This is a genomic window from Hymenobacter antarcticus, from assembly GCF_039539545.1.
GTDB classification, from domain to species: Bacteria; Bacteroidota; Bacteroidia; order Cytophagales; family Hymenobacteraceae; genus Hymenobacter; species Hymenobacter antarcticus.
Genome location: NZ_BAABDI010000005.1, coordinates 1 through 14,855, shown reverse-complemented (window position 1 = coordinate 14,855; position 14,855 = coordinate 1). Strand labels below are relative to the sequence as shown.

10 protein-coding genes and 1 tRNA gene are annotated in these 14,855 nt (G+C 62.5%); 3 read left to right on the top strand and 8 right to left on the bottom strand.

The features are described 5' to 3' along the window. The first annotated feature begins 233 nt into the window (after positions 1-233). On the top strand, positions 234-4,913 hold the full coding sequence (locus ABD819_RS05400; protein ID WP_345121817.1) for a M4 family metallopeptidase: 4,680 nt from the start codon (positions 234-236) through the stop codon (positions 4,911-4,913). 158 nt (positions 4,914-5,071) lie between these two features. On the opposite strand, the gene ABD819_RS05395 is transcribed toward ABD819_RS05400, so the two are convergent. From ABD819_RS05395 to ABD819_RS05375, 5 genes are all read right to left on the bottom strand, one after another. Further along, on the bottom strand, positions 5,072-5,236 hold the full coding sequence (locus ABD819_RS05395; RefSeq protein WP_345121815.1) for a glycosyltransferase family protein: 165 nt from the start codon (positions 5,234-5,236) through the stop codon (positions 5,072-5,074). A 43-nt stretch (positions 5,237-5,279) separates the two neighbouring features. Further along, positions 5,280-5,948, bottom strand: coding sequence for a TIGR04283 family arsenosugar biosynthesis glycosyltransferase (locus tag ABD819_RS05390; protein ID WP_345121813.1), 669 nt, complete (start codon positions 5,946-5,948; stop codon positions 5,280-5,282). Between the two features lie 114 nt (positions 5,949-6,062). Continuing rightward, the gene (locus tag ABD819_RS05385; RefSeq protein WP_345121811.1) at positions 6,063-6,701 is read right to left on the bottom strand and encodes a hypothetical protein; all 639 of its coding nucleotides are present in this window, start codon (positions 6,699-6,701) and stop codon (positions 6,063-6,065) included. Positions 6,702-6,811: 110 nt separating this feature from the next. Further along, positions 6,812-8,104 carry a site-2 protease family protein gene (locus tag ABD819_RS05380; RefSeq protein WP_345121809.1) on the bottom strand — a complete coding sequence of 431 codons (1,293 nt, stop codon included), beginning with the start codon at positions 8,102-8,104 and terminating at the stop codon, positions 6,812-6,814. Next, positions 8,067-8,726: an HAD family hydrolase gene (locus ABD819_RS05375; protein WP_345121807.1), complete on the bottom strand. Its 660-nt coding sequence runs from the start codon at positions 8,724-8,726 to the stop codon at positions 8,067-8,069. Before ABD819_RS05375 ends, ABD819_RS05380 begins: the two co-directional genes overlap by 38 nt. Before the next feature lie 98 nt (positions 8,727-8,824). Here ABD819_RS05375 and ABD819_RS05370 point away from each other — a divergent pair. Continuing rightward, positions 8,825-8,898 (top strand) — tRNA-Ile (locus tag ABD819_RS05370). A 104-nt stretch (positions 8,899-9,002) separates the two neighbouring features. Here ABD819_RS05370 and ABD819_RS05365 read toward each other — a convergent pair. Continuing rightward, positions 9,003-9,614, bottom strand: a complete 612-nt coding sequence (locus ABD819_RS05365; protein ID WP_345121805.1) for a hypothetical protein — start codon at positions 9,612-9,614, stop codon at positions 9,003-9,005. Between the two features lie 283 nt (positions 9,615-9,897). On the opposite strand from ABD819_RS05365, the gene ABD819_RS05360 reads away from it, so the two are divergent. Continuing rightward, positions 9,898-10,410, top strand: a complete 513-nt coding sequence (locus ABD819_RS05360) for a hypothetical protein (protein ID WP_345121803.1) — start codon at positions 9,898-9,900, stop codon at positions 10,408-10,410. Between the two features lie 21 nt (positions 10,411-10,431). Here ABD819_RS05360 and ABD819_RS05355 read toward each other — a convergent pair whose 3' ends face one another. Both ABD819_RS05355 and ABD819_RS05350 read right to left on the bottom strand, forming a co-directional pair. Beyond that, a complete protein-coding gene (locus ABD819_RS05355) occupies positions 10,432-13,029 on the bottom strand; it encodes a class I SAM-dependent DNA methyltransferase (protein ID WP_345121801.1) in 2,598 nt (865 codons plus the stop codon). Between the two features lie 60 nt (positions 13,030-13,089). Beyond that, on the bottom strand, positions 13,090-13,890 hold the full coding sequence (locus tag ABD819_RS05350; RefSeq protein WP_345121799.1) for a type IIL restriction-modification enzyme MmeI: 801 nt from the start codon (positions 13,888-13,890) through the stop codon (positions 13,090-13,092). Positions 13,891-14,855: the final 965 nt, after the last annotated feature.

Genomic DNA, 14,855 nt, shown 5'->3' with positions numbered 1-14,855 from the left:
CGAAGATGCCGGAATCAGGGAAAGGCCAGGGAGGCAGCTGCTCCATAATTGAAAGTAGGGTGGGCGCAAAAATAGCGCCGCGCCGGGACTTCAGGTGGTACGGAGCGGGGGCTGCCGGGCATCGCGCGGAGGCCGGAATGACGAGGTAAGAGCTTAAAGTTTAGAGGCCCGGTGCAAATGTGCTGCTGCGGCATGTATCTTTAGCCACTACTCTTCCCTGTTCATTTTTGCTCATGATTCAACCTCTACGCGCCGGGCTATTGTATGCCCTGCCGCTGCTGGCCGCGACCGCCGTTTCGGCCCAAACTCTACCTGCCGATGGCACGCCGCAGCTGCGGGTATTGTCGGCCCAAACCGGAGCCGGCCTACGTCAGCTCCCGCTCGATAGCCGCCAGCTGCTCCGCCAGGAGCTGGCCCTGCGCCCCGCCGACGACCTGCGCGCCCTGCGCGTGGAAACCGACGAACTGGGCCAGCGCCACGAGCGGTTTCAGCAGTTCTTCAACGGGGTGAAAGTGGAGCACGGCCAGTATACCGTGCACCGCACGGCCGGCGTGCTCAGCGGCGAGTTCAAGCCCGTGCCCGCCACCCTCAGCACCAAGCCTGCCCTGAGCGCGGCCGCGGCCTTGCAGCGGGCCCTGGCCACCGTGGGAGCCAGCCGCTACATGTGGGACGATGCCAGCGCCGAAGCCGGCCTGCGGCGGGAGCAGAGCAACCCCGCTGCCACCTACCGCCCCACCGGCGAGCTGGTGGTAGTAGAAGACTACCGCCAGACCACGGCCGCCCAACGCCCGCTGGTGCTGGCCTGGAAATTCAATATTTATGCCCAGCAGCCCGAAAGCCGCGCCTGGGTGTATGTGGATGCCCGCACCGGCGATGTAGTGCTGCAGGATGCCATTATTAAGCACGCGGGCGGCCTGGTGCCGGCCGGTACGGCGGCGGCTCACAAGGCTAATTCTGCTGCCGGGCCCGCCGGTGCACGCAGCGCGAAAACCACGGCCGTGGGCACGTTTGCCACGCGGTACATGGGCAGCCGCCAGGCGGCTACCGACCAGGTGGGCAGCACCTTCCGGCTGCGCGACTACACCCGCGGCGCCGGCATCGAAACCTTCAACCTGCGCAACGGCACCAACCTGGCCGCCGGCGTAGACTTTATCGACAACGACAACAGCTGGACGGCGGCCGAATTCAATAACCCGGCCAAGGACAACGCCGCCCTCGATGCCCACTTCGGCTCGACGGTGGTGTACGACTACTGGATGACCGTGCACGGCCGCAACTCCTGGGATGACCTGGGCAGCAAGCTGATAAACTACATTCACTACACCACCAACTACGACAACGCCAACTGGAACGGCACGGCCATGCGCTACGGTGACGGGGCCACGCTGTTCAGCCCGCTCACTGCCTTGGACGTGTGCGCCCACGAAACCGGCCACGGCGTGTGCCAGGCCACGGCCGGCCTGGTGTACCAGAACGAGTCGGGAGCCCTCAACGAAGGCTTTTCCGATATCTGGGGTGCGACCATCGAAAACTACGTCGACCCCACCAAGCAAACCTGGATTGTGGGCGAAGACATCAGCCTGACTTCGGGCGGCCTGCGCTCGATGAGCAACCCGCTGAGCACGGCCGTGCTCTCGACCTGCCCGGCCAACTACCGGGGCCGCCGCTGGAACTTCGGCACGAGTGATAACGGCGGGGTACACACCAATTCGGGGGTGCTGAACCACTGGTACTACATTCTGAGCGTGGGCAAAACCGGCGTGAATGAGCAGCAGCAGGCCTACGCCGTCACCGGCATCGGCATCAGCAAAGCCGCTCGCATTGCCTACCGCGCCGAGCGCCTCTACCTCACGCCGAATTCTGACTACCGCTCAGCACGGGTGTTTACCATTCAGGCGGCTACGGATTTGTTCGGGGCCAATTCGGCGGAAGTAGCGGCCGTGATTGATGCCTGGTACGCCGTGGGCCTGGGTACCAACAGCTCGGCTCCGGCCGGCGCGCAGGCCCAGTGCTCCACCGATGATGCCGCCGTGCTCACGGCCACCGCTTCTTCCAACGCCATCTGCGCCGGCAGCCCGCTCACGCTCACGGCCACGGCCGCTTTCCCGAGCACCCGCCGCATGCGCAACACCACGCCCACGGTCCTGCCCGACGGCGCTACCACCTTCACGGCCCTGCCCGTGTACAGCACGGCCGTAACGTTCGGCTCCACGCTGCAGCAGGGCCTCGAAAATACCTATCGCGACTACGCCGGCCTGACCGGGGTGCGGGTGCGCCTCTCGCACGCCCAGCCCGGCCAGGTAGCCCTGCGGCTGGCCGTGCGCGGCACCAACGGCACCACCAGCTACCTGAATCTGGCGGCGGCGCTGCCCACCGCCAGCGGCTCGGCACCGGTGGCGCTCGACCTTACTTTTGCCAACACTTCTACCACCGCCCTGCCCGCCACCGTGGCCGGCAGCACGCTCACGGGCACGTTCCAGGCGGCGGCGGCTTTCGGCAGTATCACGCCCGGCCTGCTGGCCAGCATCAGCCTCGAAGCCCAGGACAGCCAGGCGGGCAGCACCGGTACCATCGAGCTGGTGGAATTACTGTTTGCCCGTCTCGCTACGGATGCGCCCCTGGTGCGCTGGGTGGGCCCGGGCCTGGAGGCTACCAGCCTGACCACGACCACCACGCCGGCCGGCCCGGTGGGCGGCGGCACTGCCACCTACCGCTACACCGTGCTGGCCTCCGACCGGTTCTTTGGCTGCACCAGCGCTCAGGCCGTGACCGTGACCGTGAGCCAGCCCGTGCTGGCCGCTACCGCGCTGCAAACGGACCTGTGCGCCGGACGCGGCCAGGGGTTCGGCCCTATTGATTTGCGCGTGACCGCCCACGACAGCGTGGCCGGGCAGATATATTCCTGGACCGGGCCCGCCGGTTACTCGGCCGTGGGCAAAAACCGCCGCACTACGCCCACCGTGGCTGGCCGCCTACGCTACACCGTGAACACCGCCACGCCGGGCTCGAACTGCGCCGTGCAGCAAACCGTGACGGTACTGGCCCGCCGCCCGGTGGCCGCCTCCCCGGCGGGCCCCGATTCGGTGGCCTGCGCCAGCGCCACCACCCGCCTGCGGAGCCGTCCCTTCGAAAACCAGCTCACCGGCCCGTATCAATTCGCGGGCAGCGTGCCGATTCCGGATAACAACCCCGCTGGCGTGCGCATTCCGCTCATGGTAGCGGGTTCGGCCGAAGGCTTCTTTGACCTGCGCGGCATTCGCGTCAGCCTCACTCATACTTACACCGGCGACCTCATCCTGTATGTAGAAGCCCCCGACGGCACCCGCGTGCTGCTGAGCCGCCTGAACGGTGGCGCGGGCCAGAACTACCAGAACACCTTGTTCGTGGACTCGGTGGGAGCCCGCGCCCTGGGCACGGGTGCCGCGCCTTTCCAGGGTGCCTGGAAAGTTGACGAGCCTACCGGCTTCGCCAAGCTGCGCAACTCTCCCCAGACCGGCACCTGGAACCTGTTTGTGGTGGATGCCGGCCCAAGCGACATCGGCCCCGTAACGGCCTGGAGCCTGGTGACCCGCGACAACAGCGTAACCTGGAGCGGCCCCAACGGCATCACCGCCACCGGTAGCAACGTGCTGGCCGCCACCCCGGCCACGCCCGGCCGCTACCGCTACATTGGCACGACCACGGCGGGCGGCTGCACCTTCCGCGATACCGTGAATGTGCGCGTGGCCCCCGGCCCCCAGTGGCAGGTGCGCCAGAACACCGACCTGGCCCTGGCCGCCAACTGGACCTGCCTACCTACCCCCACCACCGACGCCGAAGTGCGCGGCGCGGCCGGGGCTCAGCCTATTCTCACTACTGGTCTGGTGCAGGTGCGCAACCTCACCTTGCGCGCCGGCACCGCGCTGGCGCTCAACGGCGGCACGCTGGAAGTGTACGGCAACCTGACCCTGGAGCCCGGCGCTACGCTGGACGGCACCAACGGCACGCTCAGCCTGCGCGGCGCGGCCGTGACGCTCACGGCCCCGGCCGCCACCGTATTCAAGGCCCCGCGCCTGCTCGTGAACCTGCCCGCCGCCACCGATACCGCCCGCCTGGCCCAAAACCTGACCGTCGGCACGGCTGTGGTGATGCAGCGCGGGGTATTGAAAACCCAGACTTCGGCCCTGGGCCTGCTCGCGGGCGCTACCATTGCTGAAACCGCCGATGCCTATGTATCGGGCCGGTTGGTGACCTCGGGAGCGTTGGCGGTGAACAGCAGCCAGGATTTTGGCGGCGTGGGCCTCACCGTTTCCCAGGTTTCAGCCAGTATGGGTTCCGTGAATCTCACGCGTGTCACCGACCAGGCCATTGGCCGGGCCCCGGCCCGCACCAGCATTCGCCGCTACTTCACGCTGGGCTTCCTGCCCACCGTCGCTATCAGTGGCACCATGCGGCTTAACTACCGCGATGCGGAGCTGAATGGACTGGCAGAAGCCGACTTGCAGCCCTTCTATACCGGCGCGGTGGGGCCACCCACGGGGCCGTGGTCGCCCCTGGCCCGCACGGCCCAAAGCAGCACCCTGAACTTCGTGGAGTGGAGCTCGGCCATCGGCGGCACCTACACCCTGAGCACGCCCAGTGCCATGCTGCCCACCCGCAACGCGGCCAATGCCAGCTTTGTGGTGCAGGCGCAGCCGGTGCCGTTTGGCGCGGCCGGTTTCTCGCTTTCGGTACAGGCCACCCGGCCGCAGGCTGCCGCCTCGGTGGCCGTGTACGACCTGGCGGGCCGCCTGCTGGTGCAGCGCTCGGTGGCCATGCCCGTGGGCCTGAGCGCCGTGGCCCTGCCCGAAGCCGGCCGCCTGGCTGCCGGCGTGTACGTGGTGCGCGTGTTGTTGAATAACGAGATTCAGACCCTGCGCGTGACCCGGGAATAACCTGACCCGCATTTGGTCAGTAGCGCAAAACGGCGCTTCGGCCCCTGCTTCCTGGAGCTTAGCTCTGGTGAGGTGGGGACCGAAGCGCCGTTTTGCGTTGGGGATATTGGCGAAGTAGATTGCTAGTCAACTTGTTGTGTACAATATGCCCTTGCACCCTACAGCTTATCCTGGCGAATGAGGGCCCGGTAGGTGCGCAGCAGCGTGGGCTGCGGCACGCCGAGGCGGTTGAGGAGCGTTAGCAGACCGAAAACGCCTTGCAGCCGGAAAACGCCGTTTTCGCGGTATTTGCGGGCTGAGGTGATGATGTTGGTCGGCAGCACCCGCAGCCGGGCGTATTGCCTAAGAGGCTATCCGAATAGGCCGTCATGCCGAGCGCAGCCGAGGTATCTCGCCCGCTTTGTTGAGGTGGCGGCTGATTACTGCTGCACGCGAGATGCCTCGGCTGCGCTCGGCATGACCGTTCTTTTCTTGCCTTTTCGGATAGCCTCTAAGCCGTCGCGTAATCTCCTGGTCTTCCATTATCAGGAAATCCTCGCGGTAGCCGCCGGCCCGCTCAAACACGTCCTTGCGTACAAACAGGCTCTGGTCGCCGAAGCGAACGGCTTCCACATTGAAGCGGGTGAACCAGGCATTGGCCCGCAAAAACCAGTGGGGCATGTCGAAGGCCAGGCGGTAGCAGCCGCAGCCGTAGCCCGCCGCCACCGCCCGCCGGATATCATGGAGAAAGCCGGCGGGCGGGTACGTATCGGCGTGCAGAAAGTAGAGGATGCTGCCCGCCGCGTGCCGGGCTCCGTGGTTGAGCTGCGCGGCGCGGCCTTTGGTGGGGCAGTGTAGTACCCGGACCCCGGCTTGCCGGGCCAGGGCGGCGGTGGCGTCGGTGCTTTGCCCGTCGGCGATGATGATTTCGAAGCTTGCCCTGGGCTGTGCCCCGGCCTGGCGCAGGTGCCGCAGCAAAGCCGGCAGGCCCGCCGCTTCGTTGTAGGTGGGGATGATGATGCTTATCAGCTCCGGCGCGGTTGGGGCAGAAGGCATTGGGTGAGAGAACGTCATTCCGAGCGCAGCCGAGGCATCTCGCTCGCATCGTTGTTATGGTTTTGGTTACTACCCCACGCGAGATGCCTCGGCTGCGCTCGGCATGACGTTCAATTAGTTCAAATAAGGCGACTCCAGCTCCTGGCCCATGCTGGTGAGCGTGTCGGGGCTGTGGCGGCCGGTGAGGCGGGTGCTCAGGGCGCGGGCCTCGGGGGCGCTCAGCACGTCGAGCTCGTGCAGCCAGGCCACCCGGCGCAGCTGCGGCTCAATGAAGCCCAGCGGGTTGACCTGGCCATATTCGTTGCGCAGGTAGGTTTTGGTGCGGCGCTCCAGCTCGGCGACCAGCGCCCGGAACTGCTTGCGCTGCCAGGGCCGGCCCGCCAGCGTGAGGGCCAGGTGGGCCGTTTGCAGCCGGAACGTGCACCACTGCTGCTCGAAGCGCAGCCACATGGCCAGCGCGTTGATGCCCAGAATCAGCCACCACCAGTACAGGGCCGACGTAGCCTGGCCGGTAGCCAGCCACTCGCGCCAGGGGCCGCTGCCCAGCACCACCAGTATCAGCACGGTCATCAGTACTTGGTTGGTGGGAATGTGGCGATGCTCGCCCGACTGAATGGGCAGGATTTCCTCGTACGGAACTTCAGTTTCGAGGGTGGGCACGCCCTGCGGGTTGCGCTTGCACACGTACAGGCTTTCGGCCCGCAACGCAATGTGTGTAGTGCCCAGGAATAGCTGTTTTTGGGTAAAAATCATTCAGTGAAAAGCGAATGGCAACGCAAGCTCGCGCCGGTGCCAGGCAGAATAAAAATAGCGTTGGAAAAAGGTGGGCAGGCAGCCCCTGGCTACGCAGCCCCGCGCTCATTCTACTTAATTGGACTGGGCGTGAAGCATACCACAAAAATAGCCACCATAACCCAGCCCAGCAGCTTGCGGCCGCGGCTGAGCGGCCGCTCATCGGGGGCGGGCGGATGGTAGATGCCCGTGAGCCGCCCCAGCAGCAGGCCAAACAGCAGCCAGCCCGGGTTGCCCACCGCCGCCGGCCACACGGCCGTGCAGGCTACCTGCGCCCCCCAGATGCCCGCCGCCAGCAGCAGCCCCTGCCGGGGCCGCGGCAGCACCCGCCAGAATATCAGGGCCAGGTAGCCGGCGTATACCGGTGCGGCATAGGCCCAGCTCTGCCAGTCGTCGCGCACCGAAAACAGCCCCAGCCCCGCGTAAAAAATGAACCCCACGAACAGCACCAGCACCAGCCGGTTGAAGCGCCCCGGGCCCAGCAGGCCGTAGAGAATATGGCCGCCGTCGAGCTGGCCCAGCGGCAGCAGGTTGAGGGCCGTGAAGAACAGGCTGAGCGCGCCGGCCAGCAGCACGGGGTAGTGCAGCAGCTCGTTGACGTGCGGCAGCCGGGCGGGGTCGGCCAGGGCGGTTTCGAGCCAGCGGTAGAGCAGGGGCCGGGCCAGGGTGTAGCCGCCCGAGCTGCCCGCCGGGTACACGTGGCGGGCATAGTCGGCCCCGTACTGCGCGTAGTCGGGGTGAACGGCAAACAGGTAGTCCAGCGGGGGCAGGTGCGTAAAGCCGTAAATCAGCACCCCCACCGCCACCACGAAGCCCGCCAGCGGCCCGGCCAGCCCGATATCGAAAAACTCGCGCCGCGAAAAAATCCGCTCCCGGATGCGGATAATGGCCCCGAACGTGCCCAGGCCCATCGGAAACGGAATGTAGTAGGGCAGCGAGGTGCGCACCCGGTTGTAGCGCGCCGTGAAGTAGTGCCCGAACTCGTGCACCGTGAGCACCCCCAGAAACGGCACGGCAAACCACAGCCCGCGTTGCAGCTCGGCCCACAGCGCCGGCCCCCGCAGCAGAAACACCCGCCACGGCAGCCAGTTGAGCGGCTCTTCCTGGGCCTGGGTGAGCTCGATGCCTGCCAGCGTGGTGGTGATGAGCGTAAGCAGAAACAGGCCGATGTGCAGCGCCGCCGTGCGCGGGGCCGAAGGCGCGGGACGCTCGAAGCGCCGGAACAGGTGGCGGGCCCAGCGGGTGCGGGTCAGGGGGCGGCCGTCGGCCGGAGGGGCGGCCACATCGGCCGGACCGTGCCCGGTAGGGAAGCCCGCGAAGTCTGGTTCAGATGGTGGCGGGGGCGTATTCTCGGGGAAAGGCACGGAGGGCTTCGGGCAGGGCGGTGAGGAGGGTGAGGGGCGGGGCCAGGTGCAGCACCCGCAAGCCCAGGCGGCGGGCCGTGGCCACGTGCTGGGGGCTGTCCTCGATGAACAACACATCCTCGGCCCGCCAGTTCATTTCGGCCAGCGCGTGGCGGAATATTTCCTCGCCCGGCTTGCGCAGGCCCACTTCCTGGGAGTAGAACACGCGGTCGAGCACGTCGGCAATGCCGTGCCTGAAGCCATACCTAGTGGCCAGCCGCCGGTTGATTTCGGCAATGTGCAGGGCGTTGGTGTTGCTGAGCAGCGCCGTTTGGTGGCCCTGCGCCCGCAGCTCGCCGATGAGGGCGAGGCGCTCGGCGGGCACGTCGAGCAGCATGGCGTGCCAGGCGGCATCCAGCTCGGCATCGGTGGCGTCGAGGTCGTAGGCTGCGCGCAGCCCGCTGCGGAATTCGGCGGGGGAAAGGTGGCCGGTTTCGAACTCGTCAAACAGCTCGGCCTGCCGGGCCTGGCTGAAGGCAATGGTGCTGCCGGCCCGGCTCAGGTGGCGCATAGCGGTGGGGGTGGCGTCGTAATCGATGTCGATAATGACACCGCCGAAATCAAATAGCAGGTGGGGGAGCATGGGCGAACTTGTTTTTCCGTCCGCGAAGGTCGTACTTTTGTGGCGTTGGAGGGCCGGCAACGGCAGGGTTGAGGTGAAAGATGACTGCCTCCGGCACCGGGCCTATAGCTCAATCGGTTAGAGCAGCTGACTCATAATCAGCAGGTCACTGGTTCGATTCCAGTTGGGCCCACAAATAAGGTCTGTAAGTAGCTAATTCATAGCTGTTTGCAGGCCTTATTGTTTGTCTGCGGGACACGTTGCGGGACAAAACTTTTCATTTGCCCTAAAAAGTGGCTAGAAAAGGCCGTTTTGAATATGCGCGAGTCCGGTTTGTGTGGCCCGGTCTGCTTTGGCCTCCAGTTTCAGCAGCTGGGCATACCAGCGGGTAGGCTTGCCCCGGTAGTGGGTTTTGCGGCCTTTTTTGTAGCGGGCCATATAGGCATCTTCCAGCTTGCGCTCAATTGCGAGCGGGGCCACCAGGGCGCGGATACTAGTGGGCGTTAGTTGGGAATCATAATAAAGGCGGTAAGTAGGGTAGGCTTCGCGGTGGGCAAAGTAGCCGGTACCCCCGCGTAAATACAGGACGCTAGCGCCCCGGCCCGACACGGGACAGCGGAACTGGTAGCGGCCGGTGCGGTGGCCGTGGCCGGGTAGGTTGCTGGGCAGCGCCTCCAGCGGAATCCGGTAATCGTAGTCGGTGGTTTTGTCGTGGGTGTAGTGCAGGCGCACGTAGGGCGTGGTATCGGCCACCAGGTTAACCTCCAGCCCGACGCTACCCGTGGGCTGGCCGTTGCAGCTGAACCGAAGGGTAGTGACGTGGAAACCGGGCCGTAGCAGTCCCGACTCGCGCAGAAAGGCAATCGAGAGGCTTTTGCATTCGTCGGCCGTGGCGGGGAAATTGGGCATTCTGGGCATAGTATACAGGGTTTACTAAGGTAGTCGAAATCCTTAGGGAAGTTACGATATAAACCGAGCATTATTGCATGTAAAAACCCCGTAAAACATGCTTTGCGGGCGCGTTTTACGGGGTTGTGGGTGTATGGTGAATTGTCCGATTTTGTCAGGCTGTCTAGGTGGCTGTTTTGCTTTTTGTTTTAAACGATGGCTTAATCAAGGTTGTCGCAAGTATAGAAAAAGCCTGTCATAATAAGATACGGTGCTTACTTGCAGACAACCCACTCCATTCTCCATGAAAAAGCTACCACTGATTTTACTGTTTCTCCTGTTTTATAACACTGGTTTTTCACAGGATACGCCTCAGTATCTAGATTTCATCTACCCAAGTACAACAGGGTACAATGACTTGCATGACACAAATTTTAACCTGCTTTGGGGAAAAAAAGAAAGTGTTCTCACCAAAGAAATTCTAGCAAAGGGGAATTTCAAAAAAGTTAAAAATGAATTTGTAGAATCAACACACGTAGTTGCTTTCAAAAACCTGAAAATGCATGCAACAGTTGTCATATTTTATTTTGACAATATGACTGGCCTTGGTAAAATAGTCATTAGTCGTTATTACGGTGATATAGAAGATAAATATAAAAATAATATTATACTTCCAACATTTCCTGGACTTACTGCAGACTCAGAAGGTGTTTATCGTCACAAAAAAAACAATGTGACTTCATGGCGTGCGCAATCTGAAAAAGATGAAAGCTTTATAGATTTCTACATTCCATACACAACCCTGAAGTTTAATTAATGTATTTAGATACCTATGGTTCTACGCCGCGTAGGCGTTTTCAGCTTCTACCCACCGCAGCAGCGACAGGGCGGCTAGGGTATCGAGTATCGGCTGTACTTTGGCGGGGCCGGCCCCGGCGAACCGGGCCGCTACCTGTTTGGGGGTGAGCGGGGCCTGGGCCTGGGTTACCACGTCGCGCACGGTTTGTATCTGTTTGGCCAGTTCGGCGGGCCACGGCAGTAGGGCCACGGCGGCGGCGGTTTCGGTGGCTACGCGGGTGGGGAGGTTGAGGCCGGTTTGCTGGTGGCCGGGGGCTTGGTAGGCGGGGCGTAGGTAGCGCACGGTGCCGGCTTTTTCTTCGGCGGCGCGGGCGCGGTTGAGGGCTACCAGGTGGGCTAGCAGTTCGGCATCGGGTAGGGCGGTGGGCCAACCGTAGGCGGCGGCTACGGCCGCGTCTAAGTCGCGGTGTAGCTCCAGCACGATTGAGGCGAGGCCCTGCTGGTGGGTGGCTTGCTCTTTGGGGGTGAGGGCGTGGCCGGCGCGTAGCTTTTCGACTACGTTGTATAGGTTGGTGAGGGTGAGGCCGGGGTGCGCGGCCTGCTGGCGTTTGCGGTGCGCGTCTAGCGTTTTGGCTAGCTCGCGGATTCGGGCCTGCTGGGCGGGCGTAGCATCAGGAAAGGGGAACGGGTCGAAACATTTCGTTTTGTCATATACTGGCCTATCGACCAATTTGCCACCCGTAGCCAGTGACCAAACAGTATGAATCTGACTCGACAAAATGCCAAGGTGATAAGCATCATTCGTAGCAAAGACTACTAGCTTATCATCGGGCAAAATCCCTTTCTCTAGGAACAGAAAGAAACTGTGTTTAGCAACCCTTGGAGTTACTATGTACTTGTCAAGTCCTAACCATGCAGCACGTAGCTTTATCCTTGGCTCGCCAAAAGTCCACCAGTTGTCCCGGTAAATAGCTCTGTTGTTTTGCTCTCGCTCTGGCTTTACTGTTTCTACTATATGTTGGTAAACGGCAGGAAAACGCTGTAAAACTTCATTGGCTTTCAGCCCAAATAAGTCAATGACTAGTACACCACGAGGTGTAGCTGCTAAGTCTTTGCCGTTTAAAAAAGGCTGAATGTGTTTATCCAGTTCAGGGATTTTACCTAAACCAATTTCAGCAGCTCTAGCAGGCGAAACTATGAACCCGCCCCCGTGTAGCTTGAAACCTTGGTAAGCAATACTCGCATTTGCTTTAAGGTTCTTTGCATTATCGAGTTCTGCCCCGATTGTGAGGTCGGGCTGAATGCGGCTCTGTTGCTCGGTAAACGTCACATCGGCCGCGTCGTCTCCTTCGGGACGGGTTTCGGTTTTTACCGTGAGCAACCTCCCCCAAGCCCGGCCGGGGCGGGTACGGTCGGCTACCGTCATGGCTATTCGCACGGCGGCCCCATCCTCACTCGTTACCCACGGGTGGTCGGGTATGGCGAAATTGAGTTGTAGCGGGGCGTTGTCGCCGCCCACGAAAGGCAGCATTACTTGCCGGTTGAAAGTCTGTTTAATGCTGTTAGTGGTAATGAAGCCGAACCGTAGGGCGTGCCCGTCGCGCACGGCCAGCGCGGCCTTGTGCCACCAGTACATTACAAAATCGGCCGATTCGGGCACGCCCCGGCCCGCGTAGGCTTTGCGTAGGGCCTCGGTGTACCCGTCGCCTAGCAGGTCGCGCATTCGGGACGTGCCAATAAATGGCGGGTTGCCGACAATAAAATCAGCATCGGGCCACGAAGTGGGGTGCGGGTTGGGGTAGTCCTGCACGGCAACGCGGGCGTTTTCGTCGGGTACTTCCTGACCGGTGGCCGGGTTAGGGCGGGTAGTGCGCCCGTCCCACCGCGTTACGGGTTGGCCGTGGGCATCGAGGCGGGGCCGGGGTGTGCCGTGGGCTAGTACCGCGTCCTGGTGCCGGATATTCTGATAGTCATCCAGGAGCGGCTCGGCTAGTTGGGTAAGGCCGTGGGTACGGATATGCCATTGCAGGTAGCCGATTCGCAGCACCACATCGGCAATGGCGGCGGCTCGCGGGTTTAGCTCCAGCCCTAGCAGCTGGCGCGGGCTTACGGTGGTGCCCCCGGCCAGGTCGAGTAGGCCCGTTTGCCCGTAGGCATTGATGGCGGCCAATACCTCGCCCTCCAGCCGTTTCAGATGCTCCAGCGTCACATACAGGAAATTGCCCGACCCACAGGCGGGGTCTAGCACCTTTACCGACGTGAGGCGGCGTAGGAACTTCACCAGCTCGCCCCGTGCCTCGGTGTCTTTGTCGTTGTCGTGTAGCTGGGCGCTCGCGGCCTGGGCGGCGGCCCACTCGCGGCGCAAGGGCTCCAGCACGGCGGGCACTACCAACCGTTCCACGTAGCGGCGCGGGGTGTAGTGCGCCCCTAGCCGGTGGCGTTCGTGGGGGTCGAGGGCCCGCTCCAGCAGGGTACCGAAAATGGCTGGTTCTACGGTTGTCCAATCGGCGGCGGCGGCCAGGCGTAGGAGTTCCACCTGGGCGGCCGATAGGGGTAGGGCGGTGGCATCGTGAAATAGCTTGCCGTTGAACTGTCGGATTGAGGTGTGCAGCGTGGGAGCAAACCCGCCTTTGTCCATCGACTGCCACAGGTTTTCGAGGGCGTGGGGTAGGGCGGGCCGGCGTTTGTCGGTGTCGTATTAAGCCAGCAGGCCCTTGAACGAATCGGCCGGAATCAGCTCAGTATCTTCCGCGAACATCGTAAACAGGCAGCGCATCAGGAACGTAGCCACTACCTCGGTGCCGTGGTTGGCTTGCTCCAGCTGGGCCGATAGTCGGGCCAGCTGCCCGGCTAGCTCGCGGGTAACTTTGGCAGCCAGGCGGGCGGGGTCGAGCCGTTGCGGGTCGGTGAATAGGAGTTGGAACCGCTCGCGGATTTTCTCATCAGCCAGTTCCGGCAGCAGCACCCGAAACCGTTGCGAATCGGGAAAGGGCGCGTAGTTGTCGCCTACCCCGGCAAAGTTGCTGTACACGTCGATACAATAGCCCACATCGGCCACAATCACGAAGGGCGGGCGCGGCTCACTGGCCGGTAGCGCCCGCACATAGCCAAGGGCCTGCTGGCGGGCCGATTCCATTACCTGCTGCCAGGTGGCCGTACCGCGCACGGCGTGGCCCTTGCGTAGCTTCGGGTTGCTCAGTCCTAGCTTGGCGCGTTCGGCCTGAACCTCGGTGGTGCGTTTGGTGGTGCCCTGTTTGGTTTCCAGTACGAAACAGTCCCGTTTGTACAGGTCTATCCGGCCGGTGGTGCCTTTGCCGGCCCCATTGTCGAACGTCACGGCCCGCTCCAGCACGTAGGCATCCTGGGTCGGGTCGTCGGTGGTGGCATCGGGGCGGGGTACGCCTAGCAGGTCGCAAAAGTCCGTTAGGAACAAGCCGTAGTTAGCACGTTCGGCCCCGCCGGATACCTGCCAGCGGGCTTCAAATTCAGGGTAAGTCACAGAGGGAAGAAATTGGCCGCGCAGTATAGGTAGAAACGGCGGGCCTAAGGTAGTCGAAATCCTTAGGGAATACTCCATAGGCTAGGTAATAGCGTCGGGAGGGACTTTTGGGGTTGAATTATGCACGAACGTGCGTGAAGGGGAACGGACGGTTACCGATTGGAGCCGTGCGAAGGACTTGCATCCCCTACCCCCCTAGGTTCCAATTTTGCACGGATGGCCGCGAAGGGGAGACTAATGGTTACCGCTGTTCCTGTTGTGTTCCTGCTGTTGGCGTTTCTGGGGTGGCTCCAGTGCTGGGTGAGGACGGTGGCCAACGGTGGCCGCACGGGTAGCTGACTGGTATTGAAACTCCTTACCAGTTGCCTCACCTGGGCGGCCGTTTCCCTTTTGTCTGAAACAGGCCGAAAAACCCGGTTTATTCCTCACGGGTGGGCGGGCCATTTCCTTGTTATTAACAGGCGAATCAGGCGGCGCGGTTACTGCTATCTTACTGCTATCTTACTGTTATTGCTCGCGGCGGCGCGGCCCGTAAGTACCCGTATTTTACGGCGGGCCGGGTGCGTTCCAGGGGTTGCTCGCGGTGGGCAAAGGGGCTACCGTTTCGGTGTATCCTTGCGGCGCTCGCATTCCTGCTTCATTCCTGCTTTTGCCTTTCGTGAGGGGCTACTGAGGCGGCGGGGGTGGCCCGGTTTCCAACTGATAACAAGGTCGGAAACAGGTATCACTTTTGATACCAACACCTCACAAATTTATAATGGGAGAGCAAATGGCAGAAAGTATGGGTAGTATTGTGAAAACAGAAGCCCCCATTTCCTTTCAACTGTGAGAACCTACTTAACCCAAGTTGCGGAGTAGTTGGAGAGCACAAAAAAAGTCTGCTCGGCAGAGCAGAAGTAGGTTTGAGGTCTCTAACCGCCTCATTCCTACTTTCCCCATGCGCGAACAGACCGTTGCAATGTACT

Bases quoted from the DNA above. Each gene is read 5' to 3' on its own strand.
- ABD819_RS05400 (WP_345121817.1), top strand. From the start codon at position 234: ATGATTCAACCTCTACGCGCCGGGCTATTGTATGCCCTGCCGCTGCTG.
- ABD819_RS05390 (WP_345121813.1), bottom strand. From the start codon at position 5,948: ATGCCTTCTGCCCCAACCGCGCCGGAGCTGATAAGCATCATCATCCCC.
- ABD819_RS05385 (WP_345121811.1), bottom strand. From the start codon at position 6,701: ATGATTTTTACCCAAAAACAGCTATTCCTGGGCACTACACACATTGCG.
- ABD819_RS05375 (WP_345121807.1), bottom strand. From the start codon at position 8,726: ATGCTCCCCCACCTGCTATTTGATTTCGGCGGTGTCATTATCGACATC.
- ABD819_RS05365 (WP_345121805.1), bottom strand. From the start codon at position 9,614: ATGCCCAATTTCCCCGCCACGGCCGACGAATGCAAAAGCCTCTCGATT.
- ABD819_RS05360 (WP_345121803.1), top strand. From the start codon at position 9,898: ATGAAAAAGCTACCACTGATTTTACTGTTTCTCCTGTTTTATAACACT.
- ABD819_RS05355 (WP_345121801.1), bottom strand. From the start codon at position 13,029: ATGGACAAAGGCGGGTTTGCTCCCACGCTGCACACCTCAATCCGACAG.